Source organism: Rhodococcus sp. BE178 (assembly GCF_050433545.1).
Lineage (GTDB): Bacteria > Actinomycetota > Actinomycetes > Mycobacteriales > Mycobacteriaceae > Prescottella.
On record NZ_JBNPXA010000005.1, the window covers coordinates 178203 to 196271 of the forward strand.

The following is an 18069-nucleotide window of genomic DNA, read 5'->3' on the forward strand; positions in this document are numbered from 1 at the left end:
TAACCTCGAGGGCATGTCCACACCGCACCCGACAGCCCTGATCACCGGCGGTAGCCGCGGCCTCGGTGCCGCGATCGCCCGCGAACTGGCCCCCACCCACCAGCTGATCCTCGGTGGCCGCAGTGCCGAGTCCCTCGAGCCGATCGCGGGGGAGTTGGGCGCGGCCCCGTGGCCAGTGGACCTCACCGACTACGCCGCGGTGGCCGAAGCGGTCACCGACATCGACCGACTGGACGTCCTGGTACACAACGCCGGCGTCGCGGACATCGGAACCATCGAGGAGACGTCGGTCGACACGTGGCATAGGACGTTCGAGGCCAACGTCGTCGCGGTCGCCGAGCTCACCCGGTTGCTACTGCCGGCGCTACGCGCCGCGAACGGGCATGTCGTACTGATCAATTCGGGATCGGGACTACGCGCCAACGCGGGTTGGGGCGCGTACGCCGCCAGCAAATTCGCGCTGCGCGCATTCGGGGACGCGTTGCGGCTCGAGGAGCCGACACTGCGGGTCACGTCGATCCACCCGGGGCGCATCGACACCGACATGCAGCGCGCGATCGTCGCCACCGAGGGCGCCGAGTACGACGCCGGCAAGTTCCTCACCCCGGAAACGGTGGCGGGTGCGGTCCGGAACGCCGTCGAGACGCCCCGGGACGCGCACCCCACCGAGATCGTGCTGCGACCGATGCCGAGTAAGCACTGACTGGCCGCTCCCGCATCTGCCTCGGATATTCACGACCGCTGGATCATGCGGTGAATTGCTCGCGCAGATCCCTCTTCTTGAACTTGCCGGTAGCCGTTCTGGGAATGGTGGAGACGAACTCGAACCGCTCGGGTAGCTGCCACCGTGCAAACTCACCTGACAGGTGCTCACGGAGCTGCTCCGGGTCCGCGGTCTGGCCGTCCCGGAGCACGAGCACCGCCAACGGACGCTCACCCCACCGCGGATCGGGCACGGCGATCACCGCGGCCTCCGCCACCGACGGGTGTGCCATGAGGTGGTTTTCGAGATCGACCGAGGAGATCCACTCGCCGCCGGACTTGACCAGGTCCTTGGAGCGGTCACAGATCCGGATGCAGCCGCGGTGGTCGATGCGGACGATGTCTCCGGTGCGGAACCAGCCGTCAGCCGTGAAACTGTCTGCGCCCGAACCATTGTGGTAGGAAGCCGCCACCCAGGGTCCCCGAACCTCCAGCTCACCCATGGCGACGTCATCCCACTCGATGAATCCGTCGTCTTCGTTCCGGGCTCGGATGTCGAAGAACGGCATCGCGACGCCCTGCCTGGCCCGGAACGCATACTGCTCGTCGGCCGCAGCTTCCCGCAGATCCACCGGGAGGCGGCTGACGGTACCGACCGGCGCGGTCTCGGTCATTCCCCACGCCTGGACGACGGTCAGACCGTGACGGTCATACCCCTCCAGCAGGCTGCGCGGCGCCGCCGCTCCACCGACGATCAACCGGTCGAGATGACGCAGATCCCAACGATGCGGTTCGGAGTCGAGTGCGTCGAGCATCGCCATCCACACCGTCGGCACCCCCGCAGTCATGGTGACCTTCTCGGCCTCGATCAGGTCGAGCACACTGACCGGGTCCAACTTCGGTCCGGGTAGAACGAGCCGCGCGCCGAGCAGCGCCGCTGCGTACGGCAGACCCCACGCGTTGACGTGGAACATTGGCACCACCGGCAGCAGCGTGTCCTGCACCGAGACGCCCAGAGCATCGGGCAGTGCCGCGGCCATCGAATGAAGCACCAGCGCCCGGTGCGAGTACACGACGCCCTTCGGTCGACCGGTGGTGCCGGACGTGTAACACATCGCGCCGGCTTGGCGTTCGTCGAGAACAGGCCACTGCATCGGTTCGGCCTCATCGATCAGGGTCTCGTAGTCGAGCATTCCTGCCGGTGCCGCACCGCCATGGGAGACGACGATGACATGGTCGAACTGGTGCGTGAACCGGAACCCGTCGAACACCTCGAGCAGGGACTCGTCGACCACGATCACCCGGTCCTGCGCATCCCCGACGATGAAGGCCAGCTCGTCGGAATGCAGGCGTGGGTTGAGTGTGTGGACTACCGCCCCCATCGCCGGGACCGCGAAGTACATCTCGAGGTGCTCCGCTTGATTCCACAACAGCGTCGCCACCCGGTCACCGTCCCCGATACCGAGACCGGCCAGCGCGGTGGCAAGCCGCCGCGCCCGCCGCGCACACGCCCCGAGAGTGGTCCGGGCAATGCTGCCGTCGGGGCGACGAGAAACGACGTCCTTTCCACTGTGGAAACGCTCGGCGCGCTCGACCACAGCGGTCAGCGACAACGGGTAGTCATCCATGGTCAAGCCATTGATCACGTAAAACTCCTAGATCGGGGATGGGCATTACTCGACGGCCGTAGATCCGGCACTGATCACGGCAGGGCCGGGTGTCCGGAAGAATCACCCGGACACGGGGCACGAAAGTCGGTTCCGTGCCCCGCTGTGCAACAAGCCGGTGCGCTAGGCGTGGTGGGTGAATCCGACCTGCCCCGGGCGACGGTTCGGCGCGTAGCCGAGCTTGGCGAGGGTCTCGTCGGCGTCCGCGTAGGTGGTGCCGATCTTGTAGATGTCGCGGGCGTCCTTGCCGGTGGCGACCTCGCGTCCGAGTTCACCGGCGATGCGCACCAACTGTTGGATCTGCTGAACCGAGGTCATCTTCTCGCCCTTGCGGCCCCAGATGGTGTCCTCGTTGCCACAGCGGGTGTGCAGGCCCATCGCGATCGCCATCGTGTTGACGGGCAGCACGCTGCGCATGAGGGACTCCAGGGTCAGGGCAGCTCCGTCCGGGACGCGCTGGATGAAGTTCATGATGTTGTACGGGTTCGGGCCCTCCATGCCGCCACCGATGCCGGTCCAGGTCACGTTCAGCGGGCCGGTGTAGACCCCGCGACGGATGAGCCGCTCGACGCTCTCGAGGCCGGTGATGCCGGTCAGCGCGAACAGGGGCTGGATGCCGGCGGCCTGTAGGCGACGCAGGTGCTCCTCAACCCAGGCCGGTCCGGCCGGGATCGTCATCTCCCGGTACGTCTCCTGCAGTTCCGGACGCGCCAGGGATGTGCCCGCGATGTCGTCCGCGGTCAACAGCTCCGCGATGTTCATCTGGCTGGTGTTGATCGCGATCGTAACCTGGTCCGGCTTGGGGTCGAGCTCGGCGAGCATGTGCCGGGTGTCATCGGAGAGCCACTTCGCCTCGGCGCCTTCACCTTCCGGCGCGAACGAAATCGATCCGCCGACCTGCAAGACCATCTCGGGAACCGCTTCGCGGAGCCGTCCGAGGAGTTCGTTGAACTTCGAGAGCCGCTTTGAGCCCTTGCCGTCGAGTTCACGAACGTGGATGTGCAGTACGGACGCGCCGGCCTCGTAGCAGTCCACCGCCTGCTGGACGTGCTCATCCATCGTCAACGGCAGATCCTCGCGGAAGTCGTCCGGCTCCCACTCGGGACCGTACGGCGCCGCCGTGATGACCAGCTTCTCCTGATTTTCGGGGAAGAGTGCGTCGTCATGGAAATGCATGGTGGTGCTCCTGTCGGAAGTATTGGAAAGTGTTGCCGAGTAAGGGTGTTCGATGAAACCGAGAGTCCGCGGCGATCAGATGACAGCGCCGCCGTTAGGACTGATGACCTGACCGACGAGATAGTGCGTCTCGCCGGCGAGGTAGACGGCAAGAGAGGCGTACTCCTCGGGAGTGCCGAGCCGGCCCACGGGAATAATCTGGTACAGGTTGCGCTTCTGCTCTTCGGTGGCGTTGTCGAGGTACGCCTGGAACGGCGGCGTCAAGACTCCTCCGCAGGCGATGGCGTTGACGTAGATACCCGCGCCCGCGACATCGAGGGCGACGGTCTTGGTCAGGCTCACGACTGCAGCCTTGGCGGCCGAGTAGCCGGGGCTGTGCGTGCTCGCGGTAGAGGTGCCGGCTATCGAGGCGATATTGATGATGCGGCCGTAACCCTGAGGCTCCATCAACTTCAATGCCTCACGGGTGCAGTAGAACACGCCGTGGACGTTGACGTCCCACCACTTGAGCCAGTCCTCGTCGGTGAGGCTGCTGGTGATGCCCATGGACTGGCGCTCCATCGGGGTGGTCACGTAGGCGTAGTGCCGGGCGCGCCGGACCTCGTCGGCGGGCAGGTTCGGCACTCGCGCAGCGTTGTTGACCAGGATGTGGACGGTTCCGAACTGCTCGACGGCCCGGGCGAACATCTCGACCACCTGCGCCTTGGACGAGACGTCGCAGCGCAGCGCCAAGCACTTGCGCCCCAGCGCCTCGACCTCGGCGGAGACTTCCGCCAGCTTGTCCTCTTGAAGGTCACACAGGACGAGATCCGCGCCCTCTCGAGCCATGGCGAGCGCAATCGCCCTGCCCAGACCCTGCGCCGCTCCGGTGACCACGGCGACCTTGTCGAGTAGCTGCTGCATTTCTCTGATCTCCCTCGATGAATGGAATGACAGGGCCGTCACGACGCTCAGACGGCCGACGGAATCGGATGAGCGGGGATCTATCCCGGGGACACGAGCGTGTCTGCGCCGACGGACGATGCCTCGCCGGAGGCCTTCGACTCCACCAAGGCAAGCTGGCGTAGGCCGGCCGGGTAGAGCTTCATGCCGAGGCCCAGGACCACGATGGACACGACGGATGCAAGTGGGACCCACTGCAACGCACCGAGCAGACCCAGCCGATCGGACAGCAGTCCGACGACGAACGGCCCGAGGGCCAGCCCGAAGACGTTGTTCGCGAGTACGCCCACGCCGAGGGCCGAGGCTCGGATCGACGGGTGGGACAGGCTGGCGACGACCGCCGTCGTGGCACCGGAGAATCCGGAGCAGAAGAACGCCCCGACCCCGATCAACACCATCTGCACGGGCCCGTTCGCGAGCTGGAAGCCGACCATCAGGGACGCCATCGCGATGCCGGCGAACGCGATCGCTGCACTCCACCGGCGTTCGGGTCGCCGGCGACCGAACCGGTCGGCAGCGACGCCACAGAGCACCGTTCCGGCGCCGATCAACAGTACGAAGACCGATGCCGCCAACCCGGCATCCGTGGCCGCCATGTCGTGGTAGCGGTTGAAGTAGCTGGGAAGCCAGGCGAGCAGCACACCCGAGACGAAGAACTGGATTCCGGCACCGACGTATGCACAGGTCAACGAGGCGTTCGTGAGCAGGCTCGAAATCGGGGCACGTCCATACCCGGAGGCGGGGGCCCCTGAGATCGGCCGGTCGGCGGCATGACGCGCCAGCCGCTGCTCGTTGACGAGGACCCGGAACAGGATGATCAGACACAGACCGAAGGCCGCCATGGCCAGGAAGGCCGCACGCCAACCGAGCCGATCCGCGAGCACGCCGCCGAGCGCGACACCGACGACCGAGCCGAAGAACGCCGCACCGAGGATGGCGCCGCTGAGCGAGGCATGCAGGCGCGGGGCAAAGACTCCCAGCATGACGGCCATGCCCACACTCGCGTAGGCGGCCTCACCGAACCCGAGCAGGAATCGTGCGCCGAGCAGCTGGGAGTAGTTTCCCGCCGCGGCGCACAGGATGGTCGCGACACTCCACAGCACTGCCATGAGGACCACACTGCGGACGCGACCCCAACGGTCGGCGAGCAGTGACATCGGCAGCGCCAACACCCCGACCATCAGGGCTACGACGCTGGTCAGGGCCGCAAGTTGCGAATCCGACAGATCCCACTCCGCCTTCAGCACGGGGAATACGGAACTGAGTACCTGCCGGGACATGTAGTCCGACATCATCAGACCGAAGATCAGGGTGAATACCACCCACGGGAAAACCTTCGAGTGGGCGCCGGTGCCGAGGACCTCTCGGGATGGCGTGGATTCCTGGGGCTCCAGTTCCATGCGTGCTCCTGTTCTTGAAGGGCGCGTTGAGGCGACGCGTCTCGGATGTGGCCGGTTCGGAAAGCTCGCTGCGAACCGGAACGAGGCTGTGGTTGCTCGACGTACGTGTCGGCACGAACGGCAGCGAATCGAAGGCTGTGCGTCAGGCCCTGCCGGGCGTTTTGCACGCTGGGGATCGCCCAGCGAAAGCGACCGCGCTGACCGATTCGACAACTGCGGTGACACAGGTCACGCTATACGGATTGGGGCGAGAACACTTGTCCCGTTGGGACGAATTCTTTGGCAGCTTGGGACAGGGGCTGGGGTAGTCGATGACAGTGGTGAAGGTGCGGAGTTCGGCGCTGACCGGGTACGTCGAGTTGACGCAGTCTCTCGGCGCGGACCCAGATCCGTTCATGCGTGCCGTGGGCATCGACCCGACGGCCTTGGCCACGCCGAATTCATGGCTCCCTGCGGAGCGCGTCGACGAATTGTTGGAGCGAACCGCTCTGGCAACGTCCTGTGTGGACTTCGCGGTCAAGATGGCGGACGGCAGGGGGGTGTCGATACTCGGAGCAGTGGGTTTGGCCGCCAGGGAAGAGCCGGACGTCCGTAGCGCGATCGCGCTCATACTGCGCCACATGCGGGTACACAACGAGGCGATTCAGATTCTGCTCGTCGAGTTGAACGGCCTTGTCTCACTGCGGATCGAGCCCGCACCCGGGATGACACTCGGGCGCCAGTCCATCGAACTGGTCATCGCCTCGTTGGCGCGGATACTCAGCGCGTTTCTCCCGGACGGCTGGCGACCACTGTCCACCTGCTTCGTCCACGAAGCACCGACCACGCTCGATGTCCATCACCGCGCCTTCGGGGCGGGCGTCGCATTCGAACAGGACTTCAACGGTTTCGTGCTCTACTCGAGCGATCTGGACTCCGTCAATCCGTTGTCGGACCCGATGTTCCAGCCCTACGCAAGGCAGTACCTGGACCTGCTCGCGCCGCCGGAAGATGCCTCCGCCGTCGGACGGGTACGCGAGATGATCGAGGCGCTTCTGCCGGGCGGAAGGTGCACTGCCGCCCGGATCGCGCGCAGTCTCGGGATGGACCGGCGAACCCTGCACAGACACCTGTCACAGGCGGGCGAAAACTACTCGTCCGTGGTCGATTCCGTGCGCTCAGATCTCGCGCGACGGTACATCACACGTGGCGACCGTAGCCTCACCGACATAGCGGGTGAACTAGGGTTCTCGGACTTGAGTGCCTTCTCGCGTTGGTTCCGTCGACAGTTCGGCACGAGTCCAACGAAATGGGCTGCACACCAGCACGAAACCAAGTCGGCCTGAGAGGCAGACTCTCAGCACCCCGGTCACGGGTGCGGTCGGGAACGCCGTCGAGACGCCCCGGGACGCGCACCCCACCGAGATCGTGCTGCGACCCGTATCGAGGTGAGGGCGGCCGTCACCGTCACGTCGTGATGGTGAGGATCGCGCAGGGATCGGTCATCTCGAAGGCGTCGACACACCCGGCCGGGAGCAGCACGGCCTCCTCCGTCACCGGATCGACGAGAACGACCAGCGCAGCGGGATCGGCGGCCCGGGGCGGCTCCCCGAACCGCATCGTCGCCGTGGCCGCACCACGCCGCACCATGACGTTCAACGCCCGAGTGGGCGCCTCCACGCGGCACCCCGGCGCCCACTCGCCCGGAAATGCGATCGTCTGCAGCGGCGCGACGACGTGGCGCACGACGCCGGCCGCGGCGTCCGGGGCGTCCGGGTCGGCCCCCGGCCCGAACGGAGCTCCGGTCAGTTCGATCGGGACCGCACCGATCGGCATGAACAGTCGGTCGAATCCGTCGATCACCGAGAAGGTCGACGACGTCGGTTCGTCGGCGATGCTCACCCGCCACAGATCGGTCTCGGCGACCACCTGCGTGGTGCCCTGACCGTTGCGCCAGCGCACCGACACCCGGTCGTCGCGAGTGGTGCGACGCGCCGGCGCCCCGAGCGAGTACGGTCCGTCGTTCACAGTTCCTCCGGTGACATCTCCCGCCATTACTTGTCCAGTCTTGTATATACAACCCGGCGGTGCCGCGCGCGCCCGGGGGAGCGGCACCCGCGTCGGCCCGTACGAACGACTGTGGGGTGTGGTCCGGCGTCACCTGGACACCGGGCCACACCCCACCGACAGCGGAGCGGCGTTGGCCGTCTCGTCAGCTGACGATCATGTCCTCCTGCGCCCAGTACGCGCGGGTGCTGGTGATCTTGGCGTCGTCGTCGAACGTCATGACGTCGATGGGCTCCATGACGTAGGTGGTGTCGCCGACCTTCGAGACGGTGCGGAAGTGGAAGGCGGCGCTGTTGCCCGCGACGCGAACCGTCAGCAGTTCCGCGGTCTGGTCCATCGCCTCGATCGCCTTGAAGAAGGCACGGATCTCCTCGACGCCCCGCTTGGGCTCGGTGCCGACCGGATCCTCGACAGTGGCACCCTCGGCGAACAGGGCGGCGACGGCGTCGGCGCTCTTGCTCTCGAGTGCCTTCATGTACGAGGCGACGGTGTTCTTGATGTCTTCTGCGGTTGCCATGGTCGCTGAACCTTTGCTCGTGGAACGAATTTCAGGGATTTCTCGGCGGCGAGCGTATCCCGGCTCACACACCCGACACATCGCTCGGTCCCGCCCACCGGACACTCCCGACATAGCGCCGAAGCCGCACGAGCCGCGACAATCCGGTGCTAGCGTCCCGCGCATGCCAATCCAGTACGGGGGTTTCTGGGGCCGGATACTCGTCGCTGCACTCGCGGTGGGTGTCGTGGTCGGAGGTGGTACCGCAGGCACAGCCGCGGCCCAATCGAGCGGCAGTGCGCTGCCGAACACCAGCATCGGCGGAGTGGGATCGACCGGCAGTGCGGCCGGACAGGGATTCATCGGACCCGGGTCGCTCACCGACGGCACCGGCTCGGACGGCACCGGGTCCAACGGCACGACGCCGATCACCGGCTCGTGGGGGACGGGGTCACTCGCCCGGTCCGCGTTCGGTTCCTGGATACCGGGTTCGGTGGACTCGTCGGTGTCGCCACCGGATCTGGCTCCCCCGCAGCTCGATACGCTGCACCAGGAGATGCAGCCCTCGCCGATCGGCGATCCGTTCTTCGACGAGTACCCGCCCGGCCTGCCCGGCATGACGAACGGCCAGGTCATCGAGACCCGCGACGTCACGCCGGTCGCCCGTCTACTCCCGCTCGGGCCGGTGCGCGAGGTCCGGCAGATCAAGGTGAAGTCCACCGACGCGCTGGGTGCGCCGTCGTTCGCTACCGCGACCCTCGTCATCCCCGCCGTGGACTGGACCGGTCCCGGCCCGCGTCCGATCCTGGTGAACAACGTGCCGATCAACGGCCTCGGGCGGGCCTGCACCCCCTCCCACACCCTCGCCAACGGGATCACACCATCGACCAACCCCTTCGACTTCCTCCGACCCGTCACGACGAAGGCCGAGGAACGCGGCTACGCGGTTCTCATCCCTGACCATGAGGGCCCGCAGATGGCGTACGCCGAACCGTACGTCGCCGGGCACGCCGTCCTCGACACCATCCGCGGCATCCGGAACGAGTACCCGGCGGAGTTCGGCAGCAGCAAACTCGCGATGATGGGCTACTCCGGCGGAGCGATCGCGACGCACGGCGCGGTCAAGCTGATCGATTCGTACGCACCCGAACTGGCCCCCGACATCGTCGGTGCCGCGTTCGGCGGCGTGCCCGCCGACTTCGAGATGCTCGGGCGCACCATGAACGGCAACCTCGCCAGTGGGCTCTTCCTCGCGGCGGTGCTGGGGATCTCGCGGGAGCGGACCCAGATCCTGCCCCTGATCAACAGTCTGGGGCAGCGGCTGGGCATCTCCACCATCAAGGACATGTGCGTGAGCAACCTCGGCGTGATCGGCCTCCTGAACGCACCCGTCGAGGCACTCGCGAACATCAAGGATGCGCTGAATTCCCCTGTCGCGCACGACATCTACAACATCACGAAGATGGCGGACATCAAGTCCGGTACCCCGCTGTACATCTACAACGGCGGGCAGGACTGGTGGATCCCCGCCCTCGGTGCCCGCAACCTGTACGACGAGCAGTGCGGACTGGGCGTCAGTGCCGTGTACCGGCAGGTGCCCGGTGAGCACCTGCTCGGCGAGGCCATCGGCAACCCCGGGGCGTTCGACTGGGTCGACGCCCTCTTCCAGGGACAGCCCGCACCCGACGAGTGCTGAGCGCCATCCATCGCGTTTTGCGCACTTATCGCTGAATCCCGGAGGGTTCAGGAGCGAAAAGTGCGCAAAACGCGGGTGGGCTAGAGAACGACGTTGACCATCTTGCCGGGCACGACGATCACCTTGCGGGGATCCTTGCCGTCCAGCAGCGCGACGATCTTCTCGTCCGCGAGGGCGATCTTCTCGATGTCCTCACGGGCCTCGTCGGCGGCGACGCTGATGCGGCTGCGGACCTTGCCGTTGACCTGGATCGGGTACTCGACGGTGTCCTCGACCAGCCACTTCTCGTCGGCGGTCGGGAACGGACCGTGCGCGAGCGACTCGGTGTGACCCAGACGCGACCACAGTTCCTCCGCGAGGTGCGGTGCGATCGGACCGAGCATGAGCGCCAGCGGCTCCACCACCGACCGCGGGGCGCCGCCCGGGTACTCCTTGGTGAGGTGGTTGGTGTACTCGATCAGCTTCGCGACAGCGGTGTTGTCGCGCAGCGCCGCGTAGTCCTCGGAGACACCGGCGATCGCCTTGTTCAGCGCCCGCAGTGTGTCCTCGGACGGCTCCGCGTCGGTGACGCGCAGGTCGCCGCTCTCCTCGTCGACGACGACGCGCCACGCGCGCTGCAGGAAGCGGTGCGCACCGATGACGTCCTTGGTCGCCCACGGACGGGACGTGTCCAGCGGACCCATCGCCATCTCGTACACGCGCAGCGTGTCGGCACCGTACTCGTCGCAGATCTCATCCGGCGCAACGGAATTCTTGAGGCTCTTGCCCATCTTTCCGTACTCGCGCTTGACCTCGGCGCCCTGGTAGAAGAACTTGCCGTCCTCCTCGGTCACCTCGGCGGCCGGCACGTAGACGCCGCGCTCGTCGGTGTACGCGTACGCCTGGATGTAGCCCTGGTTGTACAGGCGGCGGTACGGCTCGCTCGAGCTGACGTAGCCCAGGTCGAACAGCACCTTGTGCCAGAACCGCGAGTACAGCAGGTGCAGCACCGCGTGCTCCACACCGCCGACATACAGGTCGACGCCACCGGGATCGTTGGGGCCGTGGATGTCCGGACGCGGACCGGTCCAGTAGGCCTCGTTCTCGGGCGCAACGAACTGCTCGCTGTTGGTGGGATCGATGTAGCGCAGCTGGTACCACGAGCTGCCGGCCCACTGCGGCATCACGTTGGTGTCGCGGCGGTAGTCCTCGAGGCCGTCGCCCAGATCCAGTTCGACGTCGACCCAGTCGGACGCCTTGGCGAGCGGGGGAGAGGGCTCGGAGCTGGCGTCGTTGGGATCGAACGACACCGGTGCGTAGTCCTCGACCTCCGGAAGTTCCACCGGCAGAGCCGATTCCGGCAGCGGATGCGCGACACCGTCGGCGTCGTACACGATCGGGAACGGCTCGCCCCAGTAACGCTGACGCGCGAAGAGCCAGTCGCGCAGCTTGTACTGGATGGTGCCCTTGCCGACGCCCTCCGCCTCGAGGCGCTCGATGACCGCCTTCTTCGCGTCCGCGACGCTCAGGCCGTTCAGGTACTCCGAGTTCACCAGCGGTCCGTCACCGGTGAACGCCGCCTCGGACAGATCGCCGCCGCCGATGACCTCGACGATGTCGAGACCGAACGCGGTCGCGAACTCCCAGTCGCGCTGGTCGTGGCCGGGCACGGCCATGATCGCGCCGGTGCCGTAGCCGGTGAGCACGTAGTCGGCGATGAACACCGGCAGCTTGTGCCCGTTCACCGGGTTGACGGCGTAGACGCCCAGGAAGACGCCGGTCTTCTCCTTGTTCTCCTGCCGCTCGAGGTCCGTCTTCGCGGCGATCGACTCGCGGTACGCCTTGACGGCCTCGGCCGGCGTGGCCGCGTCCCCGGTCCAGCGCGGGTCGACGCCCTCGGGCCACTCGGCCGCCACCAGCCGGTCCACCAGCTCGTGCTCGGGGGCCAGCGTCACGTACGTGGCACCGAACAGCGTGTCCGGACGCGTCGTGAAGACCTCGATGTCGTGATGCTGTGCCGAACCCCCGTCGCTTCGCTCGGACCGCGCGGCGAACTTCACCTGCGCACCGTGCGAGCGCCCGATCCAGTTGCGCTGCATGGACTTGACCTTCTCGGGCCAGTCCAGGTACTCGAGGTCGTCGACCAGGCGGTCGGAGTACGCGGTGATCCGCATCATCCACTGCTGCAGGTGCTTACGGAACACCGGGAAGTTGCCGCGCTCGCTGCGGCCGTCCGCGGTGACCTCCTCGTTGGCCAGCACGGTGCCCAGACCGGGGCACCAGTTGACCATCGAATCCGAGTGGTAGACCAGGCGGTACGAGTCCAGCACCTTGCTGCGCTCGACGGCATCCAGCGAGGCCCAGCCACGGCCGTCGTCGAGAGTGCGCTCACCCGAAGCGAACTCGGCCTCGAGTTCGGAGATGCGGCGGGCCTTGCCCTGCGCCGTGTCGTACCAGGCGTTGTAGATCTGCAGGAAGATCCACTGGGTCCAGTGGTAGAAGTCGACGTCCGTCGTCGCCACGGAGCGGCGCTCGTCGTGACCCAGGCCCAGTCGGCGCAGCTGACGCTGCATGTTCGCGATGTTGGCCTCGGTCGTGGTGCGCGGATGCGTGCCCGTCTGCACCGCGTACTGCTCGGCCGGCAGACCGAACGCGTCGTAACCGAGGGTGTGCAGGACGTTGTGGCCCTGCATCCGGTGGTAGCGCGCGAAGACGTCCGTCGCGATGTAGCCGAGCGGGTGGCCGACGTGCAGACCCGAGCCCGACGGGTACGGGAACATGTCCTGCACGAACAGCTTGTCCGCCGGCACGTCACCGGCCAGCGGGCCCACCGGGTTGGGGGCGTTGAACGTCCCGCGCTCGCTCCACAGGTCCTGCCAGCGCTGCTCGATCCGGCCGGCGAGCTCCGCGGTGTAGCGGTGCTGCGGCGTCGAGTCGTCGGGGGATGAGGCTTGCTGAACTGGCTCGGTCACTGTGGTCGCTATCTACTTGGATGACGGGAATTCCGTCAACCAGGGTAAAGCGTCCGCGGTCCCCCCGAACACCCAGCAACACCGGCCCGCGCGACCGGGTCGTATCGTGTAGGCGTGGTCATCGTCGCTGTCGTGCTTTTCGTCGCCGCTCTCGCCCTCGCCGGTCTGGGCGCCGCCGCACTGACCGGCCGCCTGACGCGCAACCGCTGGGCCGGTGTGCGCACCCCCCAGTCGCTGCGCGACGACGAGACGTTTGCCCTGGCCAACAAGGTCGCGGCCCCGAGCATGCTCGGCGGTGCCGGCGTGCTGGCCATCGGCGGGCTCGCCATCCTGATCCTGCCCACCGTCGCCGGCGTGATCGCGACGATCGTCGTGATCGCCGGGGCCCTGTTCACCGTCGCGGCCGGTGGCGCGCTCGGCTCCAAGGCCGCGGGCGCGGTGCCCGACACCAGTGGCTGCGGCACATCCTGCGGCGCCTGCAGCCTCAAGGGCGCGTGCGAACCCGCCTGATCCGCCGGGCCTGATTGAATCCGGTGTGTGACCACACCCACACCGGACCCCTTCCCGCCACCCGCGCTGGCGCGCGTGATCGATCCGGCCGGCGCCGTCTTCGGTATCGGCGTCCCCGTGCTGGCGGCCGCCGCGGGCATCGTGCTGACGTACATGCTCGAGTCCCGACTGCCGGAGCAGATCGCCACGCACTGGTCCGGCGACGGTGGCACGCCCGACGGCTTCATGAGCCCCACGTCGAGTGCGTGGATGGTCGCCCTGATCCTGCTGCTCGTCGGTGGCGGCTGCTGCGCGATCGCGGCGCTCGCACAGGCGCAACTGATCATGCGCCGGATGATGCTGCTGGTGGGACTCGTCGTCGTCGGCCTCATCCTCGCCGTCGAGGTCGCGATGATCGTCGGTCAGCTCGACGCGACGTCGGTGGTCGACACCCCGCTGCCCACCACCGCGATCGGAGTGGGGGCTGCCCTCGGCGCAGTGGTCGGGTTGCTCGGCGCGTCGCTGCTGCGGGACCACCGCGTCCGCACGGTCGCCACCGAGCCCCCCGCCACCGTCCTGCCCCGCGGCGCCGTCGAGCTCCCGATCACCGACCAGGTCGGCATGAGCGCCGGTGGGCTCGCCGGGGTCGCGCTGGTGGTCGCCACGCCCGCGATCGGGGTGTCCTACCTGGCCGGGGCGTGGTGGCCCCTGGCCCTGTTCCTGCCCGCGGTGCTGCTGCTGGTCACGCTCCTGCAGTTCCGCGTCGTCGTCGACGCCGACAGCATCCGTGTGCAGAACCTGGGGATGTCGGCGATCGAGTACGGCACCGACGAGGTCCTCGGCGCCGAGGTCGACGAGGTCCGGCCGTTCCAGGACTTCGGCGGCTGGGGTCTCAAGACGAAGGGCCGCGGCAACTACGGCGTCGTCACCCGGACCGGGCCGGCCGTCGTGGTGACCTTCGCGTGCGGGCACCGGCTCACCGTCACCACCCCGAAGGCGGAGGAGATCGCCGGCGCGCTCAACACGCTGGCCGATCGGCGATTCGCGCGATCCTGAGGATCACAGCGCCGACGCCCGGATCGCCTCCATCAGGGCCGCCTCCGGATCGCTGGGCGTGCTGGCCCGGCCCAGCAGCACGAACTCGACGTCTCCCGGGTCCGGGAGCCCGAACCGCTCGCCGACCGGTCGCAGCTCGGTCGGCAGCAGCGACTGCGCGTGCACGATGAAACCCAGCCCGGCCAGGACGGCCGCGCGCAGCCCCGTCCGGCTGTTGGCCAGGCACGTGATCCGGCTGGGCAGGCGGGCCGTCTCGAGCGCGCCGAGCGCGCACGCGCGGGTGATGCTGGGCGGGGGATAGGCCACCAGCGGCACCGGCGCCGACGGATCCCACTCCGACTCCGCCGTCCCACCCCACACCAGCCGATCCCGCCACACCAGATCGCCGTGTGTCTCGCCGGGCCGACGCATCACGAACGCGAGGTCGAGATCGCCGGACCGCAACTGCGCGTGCACCGTGCGACTCAGCCCCACCGTGAGCTGCAGGTCCACCAACGGATGGGTGCGCCGGAAGTCCCGCAGGATCTGCGGCAGTCCCTTCGCGACCAGGTCCTCCGCGGCCCCGAACCGCAGCCGTCCGGTGAGTGTCGATCCCTCGAAGTACCGGCCGGCCCGGTCGTGGGCGTCGAGGATCGAGCGGGCGAACCCCACCATCGCGGTGCCGTCCGCCGTGAGTTCGACGGTGTGGGTGTCGCGGCTCAGCAGGGCGCGACCCGCGGCCCGCTCGAGCCGGGCGATGTGGCCGCTGACGGTGGACTGGCGCAGACCCAGGTGCCGGGCGGCCGCGGTGAACCCGCCGGTCTGCTCGACGGCGAGGAATGTCCTGAGGAGAACCGGATCGAACATGCGTCCTGCTTATCACGAATCACGATCGCAGTTAACGGGTTGAACGCCTTTCATGATCGAATTCGCTCCGTATACCGTTGACCGGTGAAGTTTCTGAGCAGGTTCTACATCGATGGATTCATCCTGGCCATCGTCACGGTGGCAATCCTCGGCAGCCTGTTCCCGGTATCCGGCAGCGGTCAGACGGTCCTCGACTGGGCCACCAAGATCGCGATCGGCCTCCTGTTCCTCCTGTACGGCGCCCGCCTGTCACCGACCGAGGCGCTGCAGGGTCTCAAGCACTGGCGGCTGCACTCGGTGGTGTTCGCGTCGACGTTCGTGCTGTTCCCGCTGATCGGCCTGGCGCTGCGGATCCTCGTGCCGACGATCATCACCGACGAGATGTACACCGGCATCCTGTATCTGTGCCTGGTGCCGTCGACGGTGCAGTCGTCGATCGCGTTCACCTCGATCGCGCGCGGCAACGTCGCGGGCGCGATCGTGAGCGCGTCGTTCTCGAACCTGCTCGGCGTGTTCGTCACGCCGCTGCTGGTGATCCTGCTGATGAACACCACCGGCGAGGCGACCGTCGACTTCTCGTCGGTGATCGACATCGTGCTGCAGCTGCTGCTGCCGTTCATGATCGGCCAGCTCATCCGCCCGCTCGTCATCGACTGGCTCACCAAGTACGCCGCCCCCACCAAGCTGGTGGACCGCGGGTCGATCCTGCTGGTCGTGTTCTCGGCGTTCAGCGCGTCCATGAACGAGCACATCTGGAGCACCGTCACGGTCGCGGAGGTGGCCGTTGTGGTCGCGGTGTGCTGCGGACTGCTGGCCGCGGTCCTCGGCATCACGGCGTTCGCGGGCAAGAAGCTCGGCTTCTCGCTGCCGGACCGGATCGTCATCATCTTCTGCGGCTCCAAGAAGAGCCTCGCGACCGGACTCCCGATGGCGTCGGTGCTGTTCGCCGGCCAGCCCGTCGGGCTGATCGTGCTCCCGCTGATGATCTTCCATCAGATCCAGCTCATCGTCTGCGCCGCACTGGCGCAGCGGTACGCCAAACGCACCGACCCGGAATCCGTCACGACCTGACCGGAATCCGGTTCACCCACACGTTCGGCCCGGTTCCGGTTCAATGGAGACGGAGCGAGTTCCAGTACAGGCGTTTCCCGAGCAGCTGTGTTTTCGGAGGCGAACGTGTCGAAGAACCATCACCACCGCGAATCCCGCGACTTGATCGCGCCTGCCTACACCGGCCGCTTGGCGACCGACCCCGTCCCGGCGCTGCGCCTGCCGCACGACTCGATGGATCCACGTGCCGCATACCGCTTCATCCACGACGAGCTGATGCTCGACGGCAGTTCGCGCCTCAATCTCGCGACGTTCGTGACGACGTGGATGGATCCCGAGGCGGGGACGCTGATGGCGGAGACGTTCGACAAGAACCTCATCGACAAGGACGAGTACCCGGCCACCTCGGCGATCGAGCAGCGCTGCGTCAACATGGTGGCCGCGTTGTTCAACGCGCCGGACCTGTCCGACACCGACCCGACATCCGCGACCGGCGTCTCCACCCTGGGCTCGAGCGAGGCGGTGATGCTCGCCGGGCTCGCGATGAAGTGGCGTTGGCGGCAGGCCCGCAAACTTGGCGGGCTGGACGCGTCCACACCGAAACTGGTGATGGGCAGCAATGTTCAGGTGGTGTGGGAGAAGTTCTGCCGGTACTTCGACGTGGAACCGGTGTATCTGCCGATGGAGCCGGGGCGGTACGTGATCACGCCCGAACAGGTGACCGCGGCGGTGGACGAGAACACGATCGGCGTCGTCGCGATCTTCGGCACCACGTATACCGGTGAACTCGAGCCCGTCGAGGAGATCGCGCTGGCCCTGGACGCGCTGGCCGCGGACGGCGGGCCCGACATCCCGGTGCACGTGGACGCGGCCAGCGGCGGCTTCGTGGTTCCGTTCCTGAACCCGGAACTGGTGTGGGACTTCCGGATTCCCCGGGTGGTGTCGATCAACGTCAGCGGTCACAAGTACGGACTGACGTATCCCGGCCTCGGATTCGTGATCTGGCGCGACGCCGCACATCTACCCGAGGAGCTGGTGTTCCGCGTGAACTACCTCGGCGGCGACATGCCGACGTTCACGCTCAACTTCTCCCGCCCCGGCAACCAGGTTGTGGGCCAGTACTACAACTTCCTGCGCCTGGGGCACAGCGGCTACCACAACATCATGAAGTCGCTGCGCAGCACCGCAATGTGGTTGTCCGGCAAGCTCGCCGAGGAGGGTGACTTCCGGGTGGTCAGCGACGGCTCGGCCATCCCGGTGCTGACGTTCGAACTGTCCGACGAGCCGAAGTTCACCGTCTTCGACGTCTCGCACGAACTGCGCGCCCGCGGCTGGCAGGTGCCGGCGTACACGATGCCCGCCGATGCCGAGGGCGTCGCGGTACTGCGCGTGGTGGTCCGTGAGGGCTTCAGCGCCGACCTGGCGCGTCTGCTGTTCGACGACATCGTCGAGGTGTGCAAGCACCTGCACCGCGAAGGCGTCGCGATCCACTCCGAGGCTCGGCACTTCGCGCACTGACCGCCGACGGTCCGGGGACGGTTCGGCTGATCGG

General features: G+C 67.3%; 15 protein-coding genes. 7 read left to right on the plus strand and 8 right to left on the minus strand.

The annotated features are described in order from the left end of the window. The first annotated feature begins 13 nt into the window (after positions 1–13). The gene (locus J2X34_RS11950; RefSeq protein ID WP_114720176.1) at positions 14–703 is read left to right on the plus strand and encodes an SDR family oxidoreductase; all 690 of its coding nucleotides are present in this window, start codon (positions 14–16) and stop codon (positions 701–703) included. A 43-nt stretch (positions 704–746) separates the two neighbouring features. On the opposite strand, the gene J2X34_RS11955 is transcribed toward J2X34_RS11950, so the two are convergent. The 4 genes from J2X34_RS11955 to J2X34_RS11970 all read right to left on the minus strand — a co-directional run bounded on the left by J2X34_RS11955 (position 747) and on the right by J2X34_RS11970 (position 5887). Continuing rightward, complete coding sequence (locus J2X34_RS11955; protein WP_429517404.1) at positions 747–2348, minus strand: long-chain fatty acid--CoA ligase; 1602 nt, start codon at positions 2346–2348, stop codon at positions 747–749. 144 nt (positions 2349–2492) lie between these two features. After that, positions 2493–3545 (minus strand): 3-keto-5-aminohexanoate cleavage protein, encoded by a 1053-nt coding sequence (locus J2X34_RS11960; protein ID WP_174914199.1) that lies wholly within the window; start codon positions 3543–3545, stop codon positions 2493–2495. Positions 3546–3620: 75 nt separating this feature from the next. After that, positions 3621–4448, minus strand: coding sequence for an SDR family NAD(P)-dependent oxidoreductase (locus J2X34_RS11965; protein WP_174914201.1), 828 nt, complete (start codon positions 4446–4448; stop codon positions 3621–3623). An 80-nt stretch (positions 4449–4528) separates the two neighbouring features. After that, complete coding sequence (locus J2X34_RS11970; protein WP_429517413.1) at positions 4529–5887, minus strand: MFS transporter; 1359 nt, start codon at positions 5885–5887, stop codon at positions 4529–4531. Positions 5888–6198: 311 nt separating this feature from the next. Between J2X34_RS11970 and J2X34_RS11975 the strand changes: the two genes are divergently transcribed. After that, positions 6199–7212, plus strand: a complete 1014-nt coding sequence (locus J2X34_RS11975) for an AraC family transcriptional regulator (RefSeq protein WP_174914205.1) — start codon at positions 6199–6201, stop codon at positions 7210–7212. Between the two features lie 121 nt (positions 7213–7333). On the opposite strand, the gene J2X34_RS11980 is transcribed toward J2X34_RS11975, so the two are convergent. Next, on the minus strand, positions 7334–7894 hold the full coding sequence (locus J2X34_RS11980) for a HutD family protein (protein WP_429517416.1): 561 nt from the start codon (positions 7892–7894) through the stop codon (positions 7334–7336). 184 nt (positions 7895–8078) lie between these two features. Then, positions 8079–8450 carry a nuclear transport factor 2 family protein gene (locus J2X34_RS11985; RefSeq protein WP_429517418.1) on the minus strand — a complete coding sequence of 124 codons (372 nt, stop codon included), beginning with the start codon at positions 8448–8450 and terminating at the stop codon, positions 8079–8081. Between the two features lie 163 nt (positions 8451–8613). On the opposite strand from J2X34_RS11985, the gene J2X34_RS11990 reads away from it, so the two are divergent. Next, complete coding sequence (locus J2X34_RS11990; protein ID WP_258557752.1) at positions 8614–10125, plus strand: lipase family protein; 1512 nt, start codon at positions 8614–8616, stop codon at positions 10123–10125. Between the two features lie 80 nt (positions 10126–10205). On the opposite strand, the gene leuS is transcribed toward J2X34_RS11990, so the two are convergent. Next, positions 10206–13076 (minus strand): leucine--tRNA ligase, encoded by a 2871-nt coding sequence (gene leuS / locus J2X34_RS11995; RefSeq protein ID WP_429517420.1) that lies wholly within the window; start codon positions 13074–13076, stop codon positions 10206–10208. A 114-nt stretch (positions 13077–13190) separates the two neighbouring features. Between leuS and J2X34_RS12000 the strand changes: the two genes are divergently transcribed. Further along, a complete protein-coding gene (locus tag J2X34_RS12000) occupies positions 13191–13586 on the plus strand; it encodes an SdpI family protein (RefSeq protein WP_114720192.1) in 396 nt (131 codons plus the stop codon). Between the two features lie 27 nt (positions 13587–13613). Further along, positions 13614–14621, plus strand: a complete 1008-nt coding sequence (locus tag J2X34_RS12005) for a DUF1648 domain-containing protein (RefSeq protein ID WP_429517423.1) — start codon at positions 13614–13616, stop codon at positions 14619–14621. Between the two features lie 3 nt (positions 14622–14624). Here the strand turns inward: J2X34_RS12005 and J2X34_RS12010 are convergent, their stop codons facing one another. Continuing rightward, positions 14625–15467: a LysR substrate-binding domain-containing protein gene (locus tag J2X34_RS12010; RefSeq protein WP_174914211.1), complete on the minus strand. Its 843-nt coding sequence runs from the start codon at positions 15465–15467 to the stop codon at positions 14625–14627. 84 nt (positions 15468–15551) lie between these two features. Between J2X34_RS12010 and J2X34_RS12015 the strand changes: the two genes are divergently transcribed. Together J2X34_RS12015 and J2X34_RS12020 are read left to right on the plus strand one after the other, a co-directional pair. Further along, positions 15552–16538: a bile acid:sodium symporter family protein gene (locus J2X34_RS12015; protein WP_114720196.1), complete on the plus strand. Its 987-nt coding sequence runs from the start codon at positions 15552–15554 to the stop codon at positions 16536–16538. 105 nt (positions 16539–16643) lie between these two features. Beyond that, on the plus strand, positions 16644–18035 hold the full coding sequence (locus J2X34_RS12020; protein ID WP_114720462.1) for a glutamate decarboxylase: 1392 nt from the start codon (positions 16644–16646) through the stop codon (positions 18033–18035). Positions 18036–18069: the final 34 nt, after the last annotated feature.